Source organism: Pyrinomonas methylaliphatogenes (assembly GCF_000820845.2).
Classification (GTDB): domain Bacteria; phylum Acidobacteriota; class Blastocatellia; order Pyrinomonadales; family Pyrinomonadaceae; genus Pyrinomonas; species Pyrinomonas methylaliphatogenes.
Genome location: NZ_CBXV010000008.1, coordinates 766,898 through 781,506 on the forward strand (window position 1 = coordinate 766,898; position 14,609 = coordinate 781,506).

Annotated in this window: 15 protein-coding genes and 1 tRNA gene; 10 read left to right on the top strand and 6 right to left on the bottom strand. The window is 60.2% G+C overall.

Annotated features, from left to right (window positions below; all coding sequences use genetic code 11):
* Positions 1 to 30 precede the first annotated feature (30 nt).
* Positions 31 to 1,830 (top strand): signal peptide peptidase SppA, encoded by a 1,800-nt coding sequence (gene sppA / locus PYK22_RS14530; RefSeq protein WP_041978372.1) that lies wholly within the window; start codon positions 31 to 33, stop codon positions 1,828 to 1,830.
* A gap of 38 nt (positions 1,831 to 1,868) precedes the next feature.
* On the opposite strand, the gene serS is transcribed toward sppA, so the two are convergent.
* Entirely contained in the window at positions 1,869 to 3,167 is a 1,299-nt protein-coding gene (gene serS / locus PYK22_RS14535; protein ID WP_041978374.1) for a serine--tRNA ligase, read from the bottom strand.
* Positions 3,168 to 3,308: 141 nt separating this feature from the next.
* On the opposite strand from serS, the gene galU reads away from it, so the two are divergent.
* Together galU and fabG are read left to right on the top strand one after the other, a co-directional pair.
* Positions 3,309 to 4,175 carry a UTP--glucose-1-phosphate uridylyltransferase GalU gene (gene galU, locus PYK22_RS14540; RefSeq protein WP_041979195.1) on the top strand — a complete coding sequence of 289 codons (867 nt, stop codon included), beginning with the start codon at positions 3,309 to 3,311 and terminating at the stop codon, positions 4,173 to 4,175.
* Positions 4,176 to 4,260: 85 nt separating this feature from the next.
* A complete protein-coding gene (fabG, locus tag PYK22_RS14545) occupies positions 4,261 to 5,025 on the top strand; it encodes a 3-oxoacyl-[acyl-carrier-protein] reductase (protein WP_041978376.1) in 765 nt (254 codons plus the stop codon).
* 80 nt (positions 5,026 to 5,105) lie between these two features.
* Here the strand turns inward: fabG and PYK22_RS14550 are convergent, their stop codons facing one another.
* Both PYK22_RS14550 and PYK22_RS14555 read right to left on the bottom strand, forming a co-directional pair.
* On the bottom strand, positions 5,106 to 6,119 hold the full coding sequence (locus PYK22_RS14550) for a lysophospholipid acyltransferase family protein (protein ID WP_060635720.1): 1,014 nt from the start codon (positions 6,117 to 6,119) through the stop codon (positions 5,106 to 5,108).
* A 138-nt stretch (positions 6,120 to 6,257) separates the two neighbouring features.
* On the bottom strand, positions 6,258 to 6,995 hold the full coding sequence (locus PYK22_RS14555) for an esterase family protein (protein ID WP_041978378.1): 738 nt from the start codon (positions 6,993 to 6,995) through the stop codon (positions 6,258 to 6,260).
* Positions 6,996 to 7,131: 136 nt separating this feature from the next.
* Between PYK22_RS14555 and PYK22_RS14560 the strand changes: the two genes are divergently transcribed.
* Together PYK22_RS14560 and thiE are read left to right on the top strand one after the other, a co-directional pair.
* A tRNA-Asn gene (locus PYK22_RS14560) sits at positions 7,132 to 7,206 on the top strand.
* A gap of 64 nt (positions 7,207 to 7,270) precedes the next feature.
* Complete coding sequence (gene thiE, locus PYK22_RS14565; RefSeq protein WP_041978380.1) at positions 7,271 to 7,912, top strand: thiamine phosphate synthase; 642 nt, start codon at positions 7,271 to 7,273, stop codon at positions 7,910 to 7,912.
* 99 nt (positions 7,913 to 8,011) lie between these two features.
* Here thiE and PYK22_RS14570 read toward each other — a convergent pair whose 3' ends face one another.
* Positions 8,012 to 8,527 (bottom strand): shikimate kinase, encoded by a 516-nt coding sequence (locus tag PYK22_RS14570; RefSeq protein ID WP_041978382.1) that lies wholly within the window; start codon positions 8,525 to 8,527, stop codon positions 8,012 to 8,014.
* Positions 8,524 to 9,834: a 3-phosphoshikimate 1-carboxyvinyltransferase gene (aroA, locus tag PYK22_RS14575; RefSeq protein ID WP_041978384.1), complete on the bottom strand. Its 1,311-nt coding sequence runs from the start codon at positions 9,832 to 9,834 to the stop codon at positions 8,524 to 8,526. The genes PYK22_RS14570 and aroA overlap by 4 nt, the downstream gene beginning before the upstream one ends.
* A gap of 131 nt (positions 9,835 to 9,965) precedes the next feature.
* Here aroA and PYK22_RS14580 point away from each other — a divergent pair, with 131 nt between their 5' ends.
* The 5 genes from PYK22_RS14580 (at position 9,966) to PYK22_RS14600 (ending at position 13,358) form a co-directional block, all read left to right on the top strand.
* On the top strand, positions 9,966 to 10,424 hold the full coding sequence (locus PYK22_RS14580; protein ID WP_157770911.1) for an ATP-binding protein: 459 nt from the start codon (positions 9,966 to 9,968) through the stop codon (positions 10,422 to 10,424).
* Positions 10,425 to 10,453: 29 nt separating this feature from the next.
* Positions 10,454 to 10,801, top strand: coding sequence for an STAS domain-containing protein (locus PYK22_RS14585; protein WP_041978387.1), 348 nt, complete (start codon positions 10,454 to 10,456; stop codon positions 10,799 to 10,801).
* Positions 10,802 to 10,994: 193 nt separating this feature from the next.
* Entirely contained in the window at positions 10,995 to 12,002 is a 1,008-nt protein-coding gene (locus PYK22_RS14590; RefSeq protein ID WP_041978390.1) for a FecCD family ABC transporter permease, read from the top strand.
* 131 nt (positions 12,003 to 12,133) lie between these two features.
* A complete protein-coding gene (locus PYK22_RS16990) occupies positions 12,134 to 12,748 on the top strand; it encodes a fused DSP-PTPase phosphatase/NAD kinase-like protein (RefSeq protein WP_060635722.1) in 615 nt (204 codons plus the stop codon).
* 31 nt (positions 12,749 to 12,779) lie between these two features.
* Positions 12,780 to 13,358, top strand: a complete 579-nt coding sequence (locus PYK22_RS14600) for a cob(I)yrinic acid a,c-diamide adenosyltransferase (protein ID WP_041978392.1) — start codon at positions 12,780 to 12,782, stop codon at positions 13,356 to 13,358.
* A 32-nt stretch (positions 13,359 to 13,390) separates the two neighbouring features.
* On the opposite strand, the gene PYK22_RS14605 is transcribed toward PYK22_RS14600, so the two are convergent.
* Positions 13,391 to 14,551 (bottom strand): FecR family protein, encoded by a 1,161-nt coding sequence (locus PYK22_RS14605; RefSeq protein ID WP_041978394.1) that lies wholly within the window; start codon positions 14,549 to 14,551, stop codon positions 13,391 to 13,393.
* Positions 14,552 to 14,609: the final 58 nt, after the last annotated feature.

The window sequence follows — 14,609 nt, forward strand, 5'->3', positions numbered from 1 at the left end:
CTCTAGATCAGGATGGCAGACCGTATGGCTATGTCGAACGCTCGTAAGATCGCGCTCATCTTCGCCGGCCTGTTGCTGGCGCTTTTCATCGCCGTTTTTGCCGGCGTCTTGGCCCTCTATTTCGCGCTCAAGCCGGGCGAGCCGAGCATTGCGCCGAATAGCGTGCTCGTTCTGCGAGTGAGCGGCGATCTGCCAGATTACGTCGCCGAAAGCCCGATCCCCTTCAATTTGCCGCGCGGCATCTTCGGCGGCGAGGTCCGGTCGCTTACCGATCTGCTCTGGCAATTGAAGAAGGCCAAAGTTGACCGCCGAATCGGCGGTGTGTTGTTGGAGATCGGCGATGTCGGTGCCGGATGGGCCAAAGCCGATGAGATACGCGATGCGATCGCCGATTTTCGCCGGTCGGGAAAACCGATTTACGCTTATCTCACCTACGGGGCGAACAAGGAGTACTACATCGCTTCGGCGTGCGAGCGCGTTTACGTCGCTCCGGTCGGCGATCTGTTCATCAACGGCCTAGCGGCCAACGCCATCTTTCTGCGCGGCGCGCTCGACAAACTCGGCGTTTATCCGGATTTCTATCAGATAGGCAAATACAAGAACGCGCCCGATCAGCTTACTCGCCGAGAGATGTCCGACGCGCAGCGCGAGGTGATCAACTCTCTGCTCGATGATCAATTCGCGCGCTACATCAACAACGTCGCCGCAGCGCGCAAACTCGCCCCCGAAACCGTGCGCGAATTGATCGATCAAGCGCCGTTGCGCGCTGAACAGGCCAAACGGGCCGGATTGATCGACGGGACGGCATATCGTGAGGAAGTCGAAAATGAATTGAAACGCCGACTCGGGTATAGAGATGCGGAGAGGTTGCGCATAGTCAAGGCATCGCAGTACAAGCGGATCGAACCGGAGTCTCTAGGTCTGAACAGAGGCGAACGCATCGCCGTCATCTACGCTTCGGGCGCGATCGGACCGGGGCGATCGAACAACTCGCCTTTTGGCGAACAGAATGTCGGCTCTGAGACGATGGTCCGCGCCATCGACGAGGCGCGCGATGATCGGACGATTCGGGCCATCGTCGTGCGCGTCGATAGTCCGGGCGGTACGGTTTATGACTCCGATTTGATCTGGCGCGCGCTCGAAGAGGCGAAGAAGAGGAAACCGGTCGTCGTCTCGATGAGCGACGTGGCCGCCTCGGGCGGCTATTACATCTCCGCTGGAGCCAATTCGATCGTCGCGGAGCCTTCGACCATCACCGGCTCGATCGGCGTCTTCGCCGGCAAGCCCGTGCTTAAAGGGTTCTATGATTGGATCGGGGTCAACAGCGAATGGATCTTGCGCGGTCGTTACGCCGGAATCTTCCGCGAAACGGAACCTTTCACGCCGGAAGAGCGCGCTAAGTTCGAAGAGCTTGTGCGCAGCTACTACTACAACGAGTTCGTCCCAAAGGTCGCGCAGGGGCGTCACCGCGATCCCGAGTACATAGATTCGATCGGACAGGGGCGCGTTTGGAACGGCGCGCAAGCCAAAGAGCGCGGATTGGTGGACGAGTTCGGGGGGCTCGATCGGGCCATCGAAATCGCCAAGCAGCTCGCCGGAATCCCTTCGGATAAGGGGATCCAGCGCGTCGTTAAACCCGCACCGCGTTCGCTCTTCGAACAGCTCTTCGGCGGCGATGAGGCGATGGGAGAAGACGAGGCGCGCTGGCAAGCTGCGCTCGCCTCGTTGCCTGAAGATTTACGGCGCGCGTTGCAGACGCTTCATCTCTTCGAGCGTATAAGGCGCGGCGAATTGATGGCGCTGCTGCCGTTCGACCTCAAAATCGAGTAAGCGAGAAGCTTTCCGTGGCTGCCGCCCCTTTGCGGAGCTCAGGCGCCCGAAGGCGGTGCAATGCGCTCCTGTCCATCCATGTAAGGGCGCAGCGCTTCGGGGATGACGACTGAACCATCCGGTTGCTGGTAGTTCTCCAAGATGGCGATCCACGTGCGCCCGACCGCCAGTCCGGAGCCGTTGAGCGTATGGACGAATTCGGGCTTCGCGCCCGGCGCACGGCGAAAGCGTATCTGCGCGCGGCGCGCTTGAAACGCCTCGCAATTCGAGCAGGAAGAGATCTCGCGATAGGCGTCCTGCGATGGCAGCCAAACCTCTATGTCGTAAGTCTTGGCGGCGGAAAAGCCCATGTCCCCCGTCGAAAGCGTGACCACGCGATATGGCAGTCCCAACAGTTGAAGTACGCGCTCGGCGTCGCGCGTCAGCGATTCGAGCTCGTCATAGGAGGTTTCAGGAAGCGTCAGCTTGACCAGCTCGACCTTTTCGAATTGATGTTGCCTGATCAAACCGCGCACGTCGCGCCCGTAGCTTCCCGCTTCCGAACGGAAACAGGGCGTGTAGGCGACGAATTTTTTTGGCAACTCGTCCGCTGCGAGTATCTCTTCGCGATAGTAGTTCGTCACCGGCACCTCCGCCGTCGGCACAAGGTACAGGTTCCGCTCGTCCGTCAGCTTGAAGAGGTCCTCTTCGAACTTCGGCAGCTGCCCCGTCCCGAAGAGCGCTTGCGCGTTGACGATGAAAGGCGGCAACGTCTCCGTGTAACCGTGTTCGCGCGTGTGTAGATCGAGCATGAAGTTGATGAGCGCGCGTTCGAGCCGCGCGCCCGCGCCGTGCAGGATGGCAAAGCGCGCGCCCGCGATCTTCGCCGCCCGTTCGAGATCGAGTATGCCGAGCCGCGTCCCCAGCTCAACGTGATCGCGCGGCGTAAAATCGAACGCGCGCGGCGTGCCCCATCGCCGCACTTCGACGTTGGCCGAAGCATCCGGGCCGATGGGAACGCTCGCATGCGGTAGATTCGGAAGCGTCGCCAACAGTTCCTGCATCTTGCGCTCGGCTTCGTCGCGCGCTCTCTCCAGCTCGGCGATGCGCTCTTTAAGTTGCGCGACCGCCGCGCGGCGCGAAGAGGCCTCTTCACGCCGCCCTTCTTTCATGAGCGCGCCGATCTCACGGCTCGCCGCGTTGCGCTCGGCGTTCAAGCGGTCCGATTCGGCGATGACGCGCCGTCGTTCCGCATCCAACTCGGCGAAGCGATCGAGCGCTTCGGTCGGAAATCGCCGCGCTTCGAGCGCGGCGCGCACGCGATCCAGATTCTCCCGCACGAAATGAAGATCGAGCATTTGCCGCTACCTTTTGAAGTGTGATAGAAATTGTCGCCTTTTGGTCAGAAAGAAAAGTTCAAGCTAACCGACCGGGCACGGAGTGTCAAGAACGCGCCGCGCTTCGGCTCGGTCGCCTTTCGGAGCAGAGCGAGCATGGCAATCAAGGTTCGTAAAGCGGTCTTCCCGGCAGCCGGATTGGGCACGCGCTTTCTGCCCGCCACCAAAGCTTCTCCCAAAGAGATGCTTCCGCTCGTCGACAAACCGCTCATCCAGTACGTCGTCGAAGAAGCCGTCGCTTCAGGGATCGAATCGATCATCATCGTCACGGGACGCGGCAAGACGGCCATCGAAGATCATTTCGATATCTCTTTCGAATTGGAGCAGCTCTTACGCGAGCGCGGCAAAGAGGAGTTGCTGCGTGAGGTGCGCGCCATCTCCGACATGGCGCGCATCAACTACGTGCGCCAACGCGAAGCTCTGGGCCTGGGCCACGCCATCTTGCAAGCGCGCGATTTCGTCGAGAACGAACCGTTCGCCGTCATGCTCGCCGACGACATCGTCGATGCGGAGGTTCCGGCGCTGCGCCAAATGCTCGACGTGTATGAGCGGTTCGAAGCCCCCGTGCTCGGCACGATGCGCGTCGCGGGCGAAGCCATCTCGCGCTTCGGCGTGCTCGACGCCGAAGAGATCGAAGAGGGGGTCTATCGCGTGCGCGACATGGTCGAAAAGCCGCCATTCGACGAAGCGCCGTCGGATCTTGCCATCGTCGGGCGCTACATCCTGACGCCGGACATCTTCGATGAGATTGAACGAACTCAACCAGGGGCGGGCGGCGAAATACAGATCACCGATGCCATGCGCGCGCTTCTTCGCCGCCGCCCGTTTTACGCCGTCCGTTTCCGCGGCACGCGCCATGACGCGGGCGATAAGTTAGGTTTCCTGATCGCCACGGTCGAGTTCGCCTTGAAGCGACCGGATCTTGCTCCAGAGTTCAAGGAGTACCTGCGCTCGCTCAAGCTCGATTGAAAGCGGGCGGAAGGGCCGGGTTCTCCCGCGAAGGGCACGTCGAAAGCGAGAAGAGCGTCAAGTTCGGATCGAGGGATCTTCGAAGATGACTGAAACTGCACACAGACCGTTCGCCAAAAAAGCGGCCATCGTCACCGGCGCGACGCGCGGCATCGGGCGCGCCATCGCGCTGGAGCTTGCGCGCCGCGGAGCCGATGTCGCCTTCAACTACGCGCGCAGCGCCGGAGCCGCCGAAACTCTGAAGTCCGAAATCGAGGCCATGGGCGCGCGCGCCTTCGCCGCGCAGTGCGATGTCGCGCAGACGGAAGCCGTCGCCGAGATGGTCAAGCAGGTCAAAGAGGCGTTCGGGCGCATAGATTTTCTCGTCAACAACGCCGGCATCACGCGCGATCAGTTGATTCTGCGGATGAAGGAAGAGGATTGGGATGCGGTCATCGACACCAATTTGAAAGGCGCGTGGAACTTCGCGCGCGCCGCGCTGCGCTACATGCTGCGCCAGGAAGAGGGCGGCTCGATCCTCAACATCAGTTCGATCAGCGGGCTCGTCGGCATGGCCGGGCAAACCAACTACTCGGCTTCCAAAGCCGGCATGATCGGTTTGACCAAAGCGCTCGCCAAAGAGGTCGCCAGCCGCCGCATCACGGTCAACGCGCTCGCGCTCGGGTTCGTCGAAACCGACATGACCGAAGCGCTCGCCGCCGAGTACCGCGAGAAGATGCTCGCTCAGATCCCGCTCGGGCGCTTCGCCACCGCTGATGAAGTGGCGCGCGTCGCTTGCTTCCTGCTGTCGGAAGACGCCCGCTACATCACAGGCCAAGTCATTCAGGTCGATGGCGGATTGGCGATGTAGCGGCGGATCACATCTACCTTCGTTCGCCATCGAAGACGGGCTCGCAATATTTCTTTCGAGTTGGCTCTTCGGGATCCCATCTATCTTCGTTCGCCATCGAAGCGCAATCCTTCACCGATCCGAGGTGGGGTGGGGCTTTCTGTCAAGCGAAATGATAGGAGCGCTTTCTGGTCCAGCGCGTAAAGATCCGGTTCGCCGGGCGGGCGTGTGTGCCAGCGTTTATGTACCCAGAGCCACTGTTCCGGATAAGAACGAATACAACGTTCGATGATAGCCGAAAATCTTGCCGTGTTCTCTTCAACGTCGCGTTTTTCATCGCCCGTTAAAATGAGCTCGACCGCGGGTTCGATGTGGATGACGCAACGTCGTTTGGTCCGGTCCCAAACCGCATAAACCGGTAAGACCGCTGCCCCCGTGCGTATGGCCAGCGTCGCTACTCCCGTCGTGGTACAAGCGAGTTGACCGAAGAAGGGAACGAAGACGCCTTCATGCGGTTGAGTGTTTAAGTCGGCAAGTATCCCCAGCGTTCCACCTGAGCGCAGAACGCGCAGCGCGGCGCGTGCCGCCGTGCGCTTATCGATCGTTCGATTGCCGAAGCGCGTGCGCACGCCATCGACGAAAGCTTCGAGGCGCGGATTGTCCAATCGGCGGACGATGATGTGCTGTGGGAAACCGAAGGCTGCGCCAGCCAGACTCATCAACTCCCATGGTCCTAGGTGCGCGGTCAGGAAGATGATCCCACGCCCGCGCGCGCGCGCAGCCGCGTAATTTTCTAGCCCCTTCATCTCGACATAGCGCCGCAAGGTTTCAGGTCGCGCGCGTCGTAGATGGCTGAACTCTCCGAGCTGTCGTCCTAGGCTCACGAATGAGGCGCGCAAGATGCGCCGTCGCGCGCGATCATCGAGTTCGGGGAAAGCTATCAGCAGATTGCGCTCGCCCGTGCGACGTAGCCTTCGCGCCAGATGGAAAGCGAGATGGCCAAGCAGAGAGCCGATCCGAACGGCTAGGGGGCGCGGCAAAATCTCCAACGCGGCGAGGATCGCGCGCGCCGACCAGTATTCGATGGCGATTCTCGTGGCGCTCGGCTTGCTCATGACTGACTCGAAGGCAAAGTGTAACTTGCGCTCGTGCGATAGGCCAAATCCGCTCTCGCGCGATCCTCTTCCGTTGCACGATCGCTCTTAAATAGTCCGCCGAATCGATGATCTCGCTCGCAGAAGCGGAGGGATCTTTCATCCCCAGAGTTTCCCGATGTAGTGGTCGAGCATACGACACCACCACGGCCAATCGTGGCTTACGTCGTGTCCCCAGACATCGAGCGTGTGAGGGATCGCTTTGGCGCTCAGGATCTCAGCCAAAAGGCGGCTGCGCTCGGGCGCTTCGAAAGCCCCTTGTCCGGTCAAGATGTAGATCGCATCGGCGCTTCGCAGAAGCGGCAAGTAGTAATCATCGTTCAAGTTAGGCAAGTATTCGACCGGATTGTTGAAGTAGACGTTATCGTCATGATAACCATCGAAATAGGGACTGATGTCATATGTGCCGCTCATGGCGATCGTGCCGCGGACGTGATCGGGATGGCGAAAGTAGAAGTTGGCGGCCAAGTATGCGCCGAGACTCGCTCCGGTCGTCACGGGGCGCGCTTGGTCATCGCCCACATCTTGGCGGATCAGAGGCAGGACCTCTTGCATCAAGTATCGGTCGTAGCGCGTCAGATATTCCGCTTTGGTAGCCGGCGGAGCGTGATGATTAAGGAGACTCTGGCGATTGACGCTGTTGATCGAGTAGGCGCGCACACGGCCCGCTTCGAGATGATGGCGAATCGCTTCGATCAACCCGAAGCGCTCGTACTCGAGATAGTCCGCCGCCGCGGTCGGGAACATAAGGAGCGGATAGCCCGCATGCCCGTAAGCGACAAGCGGCATCTCTAATTGCAGATTCGGACTGAACCAAGAGGTGACTCGGCGCTCCATAATCAGTCAAACGCGCGCGGCGTTTTTGCCGCCAATCATCGCGCAAATCGCTGCGCGAAAGCAAGTTAGAGTCGTAACTTGACGCTCCTGCAACCCATCTGCTATAAAATTTGCGCCTTCAGCGAAGAGTTCTTCTTCCGCAGTAGCTCAATGGTAGAGCATCCGGCTGTTAACCGGAGGGTTGTAGGTTCGAGTCCTACCTGCGGAGCCAAGTTTCAAAGACGGGCGGCCAAGCGTTGCCCGTCTTGTTTTATTAGCAAACCGGCTCGCGTGACATGCGCCGTTTGAACCTTCCGAAAGTTTATCCGATAACCGATCGCTGGCTTTCCGGGTTGCCGCACGCTGAACAGGTCGCGCGTCTCGTGGCAGGCGGCGCGCGGCTCGTCCAATTGCGCGAGAAAAGGCTTCCGGCGTGCGCCTTTTACGAAGAAGCTGTCGAAGCTGTGCGGATCGCCAAAGCGCGACAGGCGCGCCTCATCATCAACGATCGCGCCGATCTAGCGTTGGCAGTTGGCGCCGATGGTGTGCATCTCGGGCAAGACGATCTGCCGCCCGAAGCGGCCCGCCGTCTTCTCGGCGAAGAAGCGATCATCGGCTTTTCGACTCACAACGTCGAACAGGCGATCGCCGCCGCGCATCTTCCAATCGACTATCTGGCCATCGGCCCGATCTTCCCAACCTCATCGAAGGAGAATCCTGACCCGGTCATCGGTCTCGACGGACTGCGTCGTGTGTGCGCAAGCGTGCGCAAGATACGCGACCTGCCCATAGTTGCTATCGGCGGCATCAGCGAAGAGAACGCGCGCGCCGTCATCGAAGCCGGAGCTGATGCGGTAGCGATCATCAGCGCGCTCATCGCTGAAGCTGAAGGGATAGAAGCGCGGACGAGAAGACTGATCGGCTTGCTCAAAGGATAGGCCCGATGGCAGCTCGAGCGGACGAAGATCTTGATCTGTTGAATTCAGCTCACGAAGCTCGTCCGACGGGCAGATAAAGCCCATCCATTTGATGTCAAACTACGTTCGCACTGCGCGGATGATCTCATCGGCTAACGCCTCGCAGCTTTTGCCTTCGACTTCGACGCGCAACGTGGCGAGCGCGTAAATCTCGCGCCGTTGTTCATAGAGTCGGCGTGCGCTCTCGAAATCACGCGCCAACGGGCGCACCACATCCGTCTTGAGGATTCGCTCCCAGCATAGCTCGAACGGCGCATCGAGCCATACGGCGATGTAGCCTTTCTCGGCGAGCATCGCGCGATTGCGTTCGATGGTCCAGGCCCCGCCGCCAAGAGCGATGATCTGAGCTTTCTCTTGAGCCAGAAGCTCTTCGAGCGCGCGCGATTCGATGGCGCGAAAGCGCGCTTCGCCTTCACTGGAGATGATCTCGTGAATCGCTCTCCCATCCCGCGCGACGATGTGGCGGTCGAGATCGACCGCTTCACACCCGAGCGCGCGCGCGAGCGCTTCAGCGACTGAAGTCTTACCCGCCCCCATGAAGCCGGTTATCGCGATACGCGGGAAAAGCTCTTTCATTCGCTTACCGCTTCGAGGAGATCGAAGAATTCGGGGAAAGAGACGGCGACCGATGCTGCTCCGGAAAGCTCCGAAGCGTCATCCGCTGTCAGCGCGGCGACCGCGAAGGCCATCGCGATACGGTGATCGCCGTATGATTCGAGGTGCGCCGCGCGCAAGCGGGCTGGACCAGCGACGCGCAGGCCGTCGGGCCTCTCTTCCACTTCGGCTCCCATCGCGCGCAGATTCTCCACGGTCGTGCGGATGCGGTCCGATTCTTTGACGCGCAACTCCGCGGCATCGCGAATCTCGAGGCCGCCAGCCACCCGCGTGCCGACGACGGCGAGCGCCGGCAACTCATCGATCAATTCGGCAGCGAGCGCGCCGCTGATGATGTTCGCTCCATTCGCTGTCGGCTTGAGCCGTTCGACGCCGCGCACGCGCAGATCGCCGATCTCTTCGTTGCACTCGACGCGCGCTCGTTCGATCTGAATGTCGGCGCCGAGCTTTTGCAGAAAACCGATGACCGAAGCGCGCGTCCGGTTCAATCCAACCTCTTCGATGACGAGCTCCGAACCCGGAAGCAGAGTCGCCGCAGCGAGGAAGAAGGTCGCCGATGAGATGTCTCCCGGAATCGAAATGTCGCGCGCCGAAAAGCGCTTCGGGCCGTGAAGGGCGATGAGCCGCACGCCGCCTTCTTCGCGCTCTTCGACCGGCACTCCGAACCAGCGGAGCATCCGTTCCGTGTGATCGCGCGTATGCACGCGCTCGCGTATTCGCGTGCAACCCGCGGCTTGCAAGCCGGCGAGCAGGACGCATGATTTGACCTGTGCGCTGGCGACGGGAGGCTCGTAATCGATGGCGCGTAACGGTCGCTGGCCATTGACGGTTAATGGAGCATGACCTTCTTGCGAGCTGAGTTTAGCTCCCATCAACTCCAGCGGTTCGATGATCCGCCGCATCGGACGGCGGCTCAGCGACTCATCGCCCGTCAATGTCGCGGAGAAAGTTTGTCCGGCGAGAATCCCGGCAAGGAGTCGCATAGTCGTGCCGCTGTTACCGCAATCGAGGGCGCTTGATGGCGCGCTTAGATCTCCACCGCGCCCTTCGATCACCACCGTGGTCCCATCGCGTTCGACGCTTACGCCAAGCGCGCGCAGGCAATCGAGCGTCGAGGCGCAATCGGCACTCGTCGAGAAGTTGGATAAGAGCGAACGCCCTCGGGCCAGCGCCGCGATCATCGCGGCGCGATGCGAGATCGATTTATCTCCTGGCACCCGTAGGCGCCCCTGCAAACTTTTTCGGGGGATGATCTTCATCGTCTTCATCGCCAACGGACGAAAGGGTTATTTTACACGGAGACGGGGCGGTTAGCGACCCATCAGAAGAACGCCGCCCCGCAATTCATCCATTCTTGACAGGTGCGCTGATGGCGTGTTACTACCGAGGCTTCGAAATTGTGTGGCTGAAAAGCGACGTCGGGAGACGGCACGACATCTTTGTGACCGGAGAGAAGACTCAACTGAAGATCCCAAGCCGCATCGATATGATCGATCGGGCGGCATCGCTCGCTAATGAGATCGCCACACGCTGCGGTTTCGATGCGGAATCGATCTTCGGCATCGAATTGGCTGTGCGTGAGGCGGTCAGCAATGCGGTCGTCCACGGCAATCGCGAGGATGAGAGTAAGATCGTCGAAGTCGCGTTCACCGATGCAGTCAACGCGCTGACGATCACGGTGCGCGATTTCGGCGCGGGATTCGATCCCGAGTCGGTCCCCGATCCGACCAGAGAGGAGAACCTGTTGAAGCCTTCTGGGCGCGGCATGTTCTTCATGAGGACGTTCATGGATGAAGTCATCTGGCAACACCATCCGGAAGGCGGGACGATCGTTCGCATGACTAAACGGCGCTCTTGATTCACACCTTGGCTGTAAGGAGAACTGCTATGGCTGAACTGACCATCAAAGAACGTCAAGCTGGGGACGTCACGATCCTCGATCTAACGGGCAAGATAACGATCGGCGAAGGCAGCGTCGCTTTACGTAGCGCCATTCGTCGGCTGCTCGCCGAAGGCAAGAAGAAGATCCTGCTCAATCTGGGCGGAGTCAGTTACGTCGATTCGAGCGGCATCGGCGAGTTGGTTTCAAGCTACACGGCAGTGAACAAAGAGAACGGCCAGTTGAAACTGCTCAATTTGACGCAAAAGATTCAAGACCTTCTGGCCATCACGAAGTTACTTACGGTTTTCGATGTCTACGACGATGAGGCAGCGGCTTTAGAGAGCTTTTCATAAAGAGCGCGCCGGATTGGGCCGTCCGTTCGCGTGCGAGGACGCGGGCGGGCGGCGTTCGATTAAAAGGGAGCTTGCGCTGTTCCCATCGGCGGTTTAAATTCGGACGATTAGGCTACGGCGAATCGGCGCCTCGGATGATTTGAAAGCGGTGACGGGACAAAAATGAGGTGTGCCACGAAAGCGTCATCGGGCGATGACCAAAGATGCCACAACCGTAGATCGCTTGCGACGCGCGATCTTCGCGCTTAGCCTCTTCCTCCTGCTATCGGCCTTTTTCGCCTTATGGATCGGTTACAAGCCGCTGACCTTAGCCGCGCTTCAACATGATGAAGCGACGCGCACGCTCTTTTTCCGTCTTCGGCTCCCGCGCGTTCTGATGGCGGCGACCGTTGGCGCATCGTTGGCCATCGTCGGGGCCGCGTTGCAAGCCCTTTTTCGCAACCCTTTGGCGGAACCGTTGACGCTCGGCGTATCGGGCGGCAGCGCCCTCGGAGCCGGAATAGCTTTGGCCTTGGGCTGGGGGACGCGCGTCGGCGGAGTCCCGCTCGTCTTCCTTTCGGCCTTTGCGGGCGCGTTGCTTTCCATTTGGCTCGTCTATCGCCTTGCGCGTTCTGGGACGATCATCCTTCCGGGCGCGCTTCTACTTGCTGGCGTCGTCGTCAACCTCATCTCGGCTGCCGGTGTCGTCATCATCCAGTACGTCGCCGATTTTTCGCGCGCGTTACAGATCCTTCGGTGGAGCATCGGCACGCTCGACATCGTCGGTTTCGATCTTCTCGTCCGTATGCTCATCTTCCTCATCCCCGGATGGATTGCGCTTCTTTCGCTAGCGCGGGACCTTCACCTGATCGCCGTAGATGAGGAGGTCGCCGCCAGCCTCGGCATTGACGTTCAGCGCAGCGAACGGATCGTCTATCTCGTCGCTTCGTTGATCGTCGGCGTCAGCGTCGCCGTCGGCGGGACGATAGGTTTCGTCGGATTGATCGTCCCTCATGCGGCGCGCTCTTTGTTTGGCGAAGATGTGCGCGTCGTTCTTCCCTGTTCGTTCATTTTGGGAGCGGCCTTTTTGATGATCGCCGACGCGATCGCGCGGAGCGCGCTCGGCGCAGGCGAACTGCCCGTCGGCGCGATTACGGCGTTGGCCGGTGGCCCAGTCTTCCTCTGGCTGCTGCGTAAGCAGCAGCGCGACGCCGCGATGTAAGCGGAAGGCTTCGCTCTGAAAGCGAGACGCGCCGCAGTCCGGTCACGATCGCTCCGCCGACGAATTTCGGCGATGCGGCTTCGTGTGATATTTTGAAGTTCGATTCATCCGTTGGACGAGGGGGAAGCGCCATGCGAACTTTCCGCCGCGCCGCGATCCTGGTTCTATTGCTTTGCGTCGGTTCAACGGCTCAACAGACGACGCGCGCATCCGCGCCGGTTGCTAACGCTAATGCATCTGTTCGTGAAGCCACACACGATCTGCCGAATTTCGCGCGAGTCGATGAGCATCTTTACCGCGGCGCGCAACCGACGGAGGACGGCTTGCGGAAACTCAAGGCGATGGGGATCAAAACGGTGATCAATCTGCGCGATGATGATGAGCGGGCGGCGCGTGAACGAGATCTGGTCCAGGCGCTTGGCATGCGCTACTTTAACGTGCCGATGAGAGGTCTCAGTCGTCCGACCGATGAGCAGATCGCGCGCGTGATCGCGCTCATCGACGCCCCTGAAAACTGGCCGGTCTTCATCCACTGTAAGCGCGGCGCGGATCGTACGGGAACCGTCATCGCCTGTTACCGCATCGCCCGACAGGGATGGAAGGCTAAGGAAGCGATTGCCGAGGCCAAACGGTTCGGGATGAGTTTCTTCGTTTTCGCCATGCGCGACTACATCCGCGATTACGAGAGACGTTGTGGGCAGGCGAATTGCGTGGCCGCGACGTCTAAAATGGCAACGCAGCACTGACGATCGCGAGCGTACTTTATGAGGAGGAGCGATGGGGAGCATTTCGACTGAGCGCGGTGATTCGGGCGAAACGAGTTTGATCGGCGGCGCGCGCGTCTCCAAAGCGAGTCTGCGCGTCGAAGCCTATGGCACGATCGACGAGCTCAACTCCATGATGGGATTCGCGCGTTCGATCTGTGAGGATGAAGAGGTGCGCAACTTGACGCGCGAGATCCAGCGCGAACTCTTCGCCGTCAGCGGTTCGATCGCTAATCCCCTGGGCCACCTGAAAGAACCGCCCTACATCACCGAAGAGATGATCGCCCGCTTGACCGAACACGTTCATCGAATAGAAGGGATCGAGGGGATCCTCGCCGACTGGTCGCTTCCGGGAGAACATCGCGCCGCCGCCGCCTATGATGTTGCGCGCACGGTTTGTCGTCGTGCTGAACGCGCCGTCGTCCGTTTGGCCGAAGCGGGAGAACCGGTCGATCATCGCGCCATCGCTTACCTGAATCGCCTCTCGGATCTTTTGTGGTTGCTCGGTCGCTTGCTCGAATTGCGGGCTGGAGTGAACGCGCGGCTGCGCGATGAAGAGCACGAAGGGCCACGCTGGTCGCGCGCATGGTGAGATGGACTAGCGGTTGCGAACGAGCGAAGCCTTTACGGTATCTCTCCCCGCATCTTGCCGTGGTGCGGCACCCTCTCGACGTTCGGATGCTCTACCGGTGCGGATGGAGTCATCGGAGCGACCGTGGCGGGCGCGGCTTCGGGCTGACGATGATGCGGACGAAGATCTGACGGATGGTCCGCCGGGTGATTTTCAAACCAGCGATCTATATCCATCTTCCTGATGAGAAACTCGCGATCGAAACGTTGCGGGTTATGCCTCTGTTCCAGACCGCCGGCCGCCGGTTGCCTGGAAGGGGCGATCGCCTGATGGTCCCTTACTGGTCCGGTCCCGTAGACCGGATTTCTCGCCGGCGGATCGGGACGAAAATAGTACCAAGGGATGCCGAAGCCGTTGCGGTAGCTCAACCCATATGGCGATGACCATGAAGAATAGAAGGGCAGGAAGGTGTAGCAGCTGAGCGCGCTATCGAAGACCCACAAGCCAAAGTACGGCGCGCGCCCATAACCCCAGGCCCCATCGTTACGAAAGCTCCGGAAGACCGATTCGATCGTCCGATCTGATAGGCGGCGATTGGCCGCGGCCAGCAGTTCGGCCCGCTCGCGACTCCAGAGATCGAAGCCATCCTGAGCTTTCTTATCGAACTTAGTCGGTTTGCTCATCCCGCTGGCCAGCTTCTCGCCTCCTTTGACCTTGATTCCGTTGACCGATAACTGCCCTTTGTAAACCGCAACTTCGGTCTTGCCATCGCTGGCGACATCTATGCGGTAAAGGCCGTTGCGGTCGATCGTGAGCTCAGTTTGCGGAGTTTCGATGAGCATCTGCAAGCGAGCGCCGGAGGCCCCCGTCGCCTCGACGATGGCGCTGCCGCGGATCAATTTAAGGCGCAGATCGTCGAGCGAAGCGTTGACGAGTTGCACCTCGGAGTTTTCGGCGATGCGGAGGTAAGATCCCGGATTGAGCAACAGCTCGATGCGCCCATCGGTTCCGGTTTGTACTATGTCGCCCGCATCGAGCGAAGATTGCGCGCGAATCGATTGCCAGACGCCCGCCCGCTGATGGCGAACCTCCCCGGAGACGAAATTGACATATCCGGCTTTGGCCGAGATCACGTACAACCCGCCATTTTGTGCATAGCCGATGGCTTCGCACCAAAAGAGGGCGAGAATCAGGATAAAGATCCCACCTCTCATCGCCTCGTTCCTCCTCGTCCGTCTCGGGCGATGGAATTATACGCCTCGACGCGATGCT

Bases quoted from the DNA above. Each gene is read 5' to 3' on its own strand.
- sppA (WP_041978372.1), top strand. From the start codon at position 31: ATGTCGAACGCTCGTAAGATCGCGCTCATCTTCGCCGGCCTGTTGCTG.
- serS (WP_041978374.1), bottom strand. From the start codon at position 3,167: ATGCTCGATCTTCATTTCGTGCGGGAGAATCTGGATCGCGTGCGCGCC.
- fabG (WP_041978376.1), top strand. From the start codon at position 4,261: ATGACTGAAACTGCACACAGACCGTTCGCCAAAAAAGCGGCCATCGTC.
- PYK22_RS14550 (WP_060635720.1), bottom strand. From the start codon at position 6,119: ATGAGCAAGCCGAGCGCCACGAGAATCGCCATCGAATACTGGTCGGCG.
- PYK22_RS14555 (WP_041978378.1), bottom strand. From the start codon at position 6,995: ATGGAGCGCCGAGTCACCTCTTGGTTCAGTCCGAATCTGCAATTAGAG.
- thiE (WP_041978380.1), top strand. From the start codon at position 7,271: ATGCGCCGTTTGAACCTTCCGAAAGTTTATCCGATAACCGATCGCTGG.
- PYK22_RS14570 (WP_041978382.1), bottom strand. From the start codon at position 8,527: ATGAAAGAGCTTTTCCCGCGTATCGCGATAACCGGCTTCATGGGGGCG.
- aroA (WP_041978384.1), bottom strand. From the start codon at position 9,834: ATGAAGACGATGAAGATCATCCCCCGAAAAAGTTTGCAGGGGCGCCTA.
- PYK22_RS14585 (WP_041978387.1), top strand. From the start codon at position 10,454: ATGGCTGAACTGACCATCAAAGAACGTCAAGCTGGGGACGTCACGATC.
- PYK22_RS14590 (WP_041978390.1), top strand. From the start codon at position 10,995: ATGACCAAAGATGCCACAACCGTAGATCGCTTGCGACGCGCGATCTTC.
- PYK22_RS16990 (WP_060635722.1), top strand. From the start codon at position 12,134: ATGCGAACTTTCCGCCGCGCCGCGATCCTGGTTCTATTGCTTTGCGTC.
- PYK22_RS14600 (WP_041978392.1), top strand. From the start codon at position 12,780: ATGGGGAGCATTTCGACTGAGCGCGGTGATTCGGGCGAAACGAGTTTG.
- PYK22_RS14605 (WP_041978394.1), bottom strand. From the start codon at position 14,551: ATGAGAGGTGGGATCTTTATCCTGATTCTCGCCCTCTTTTGGTGCGAA.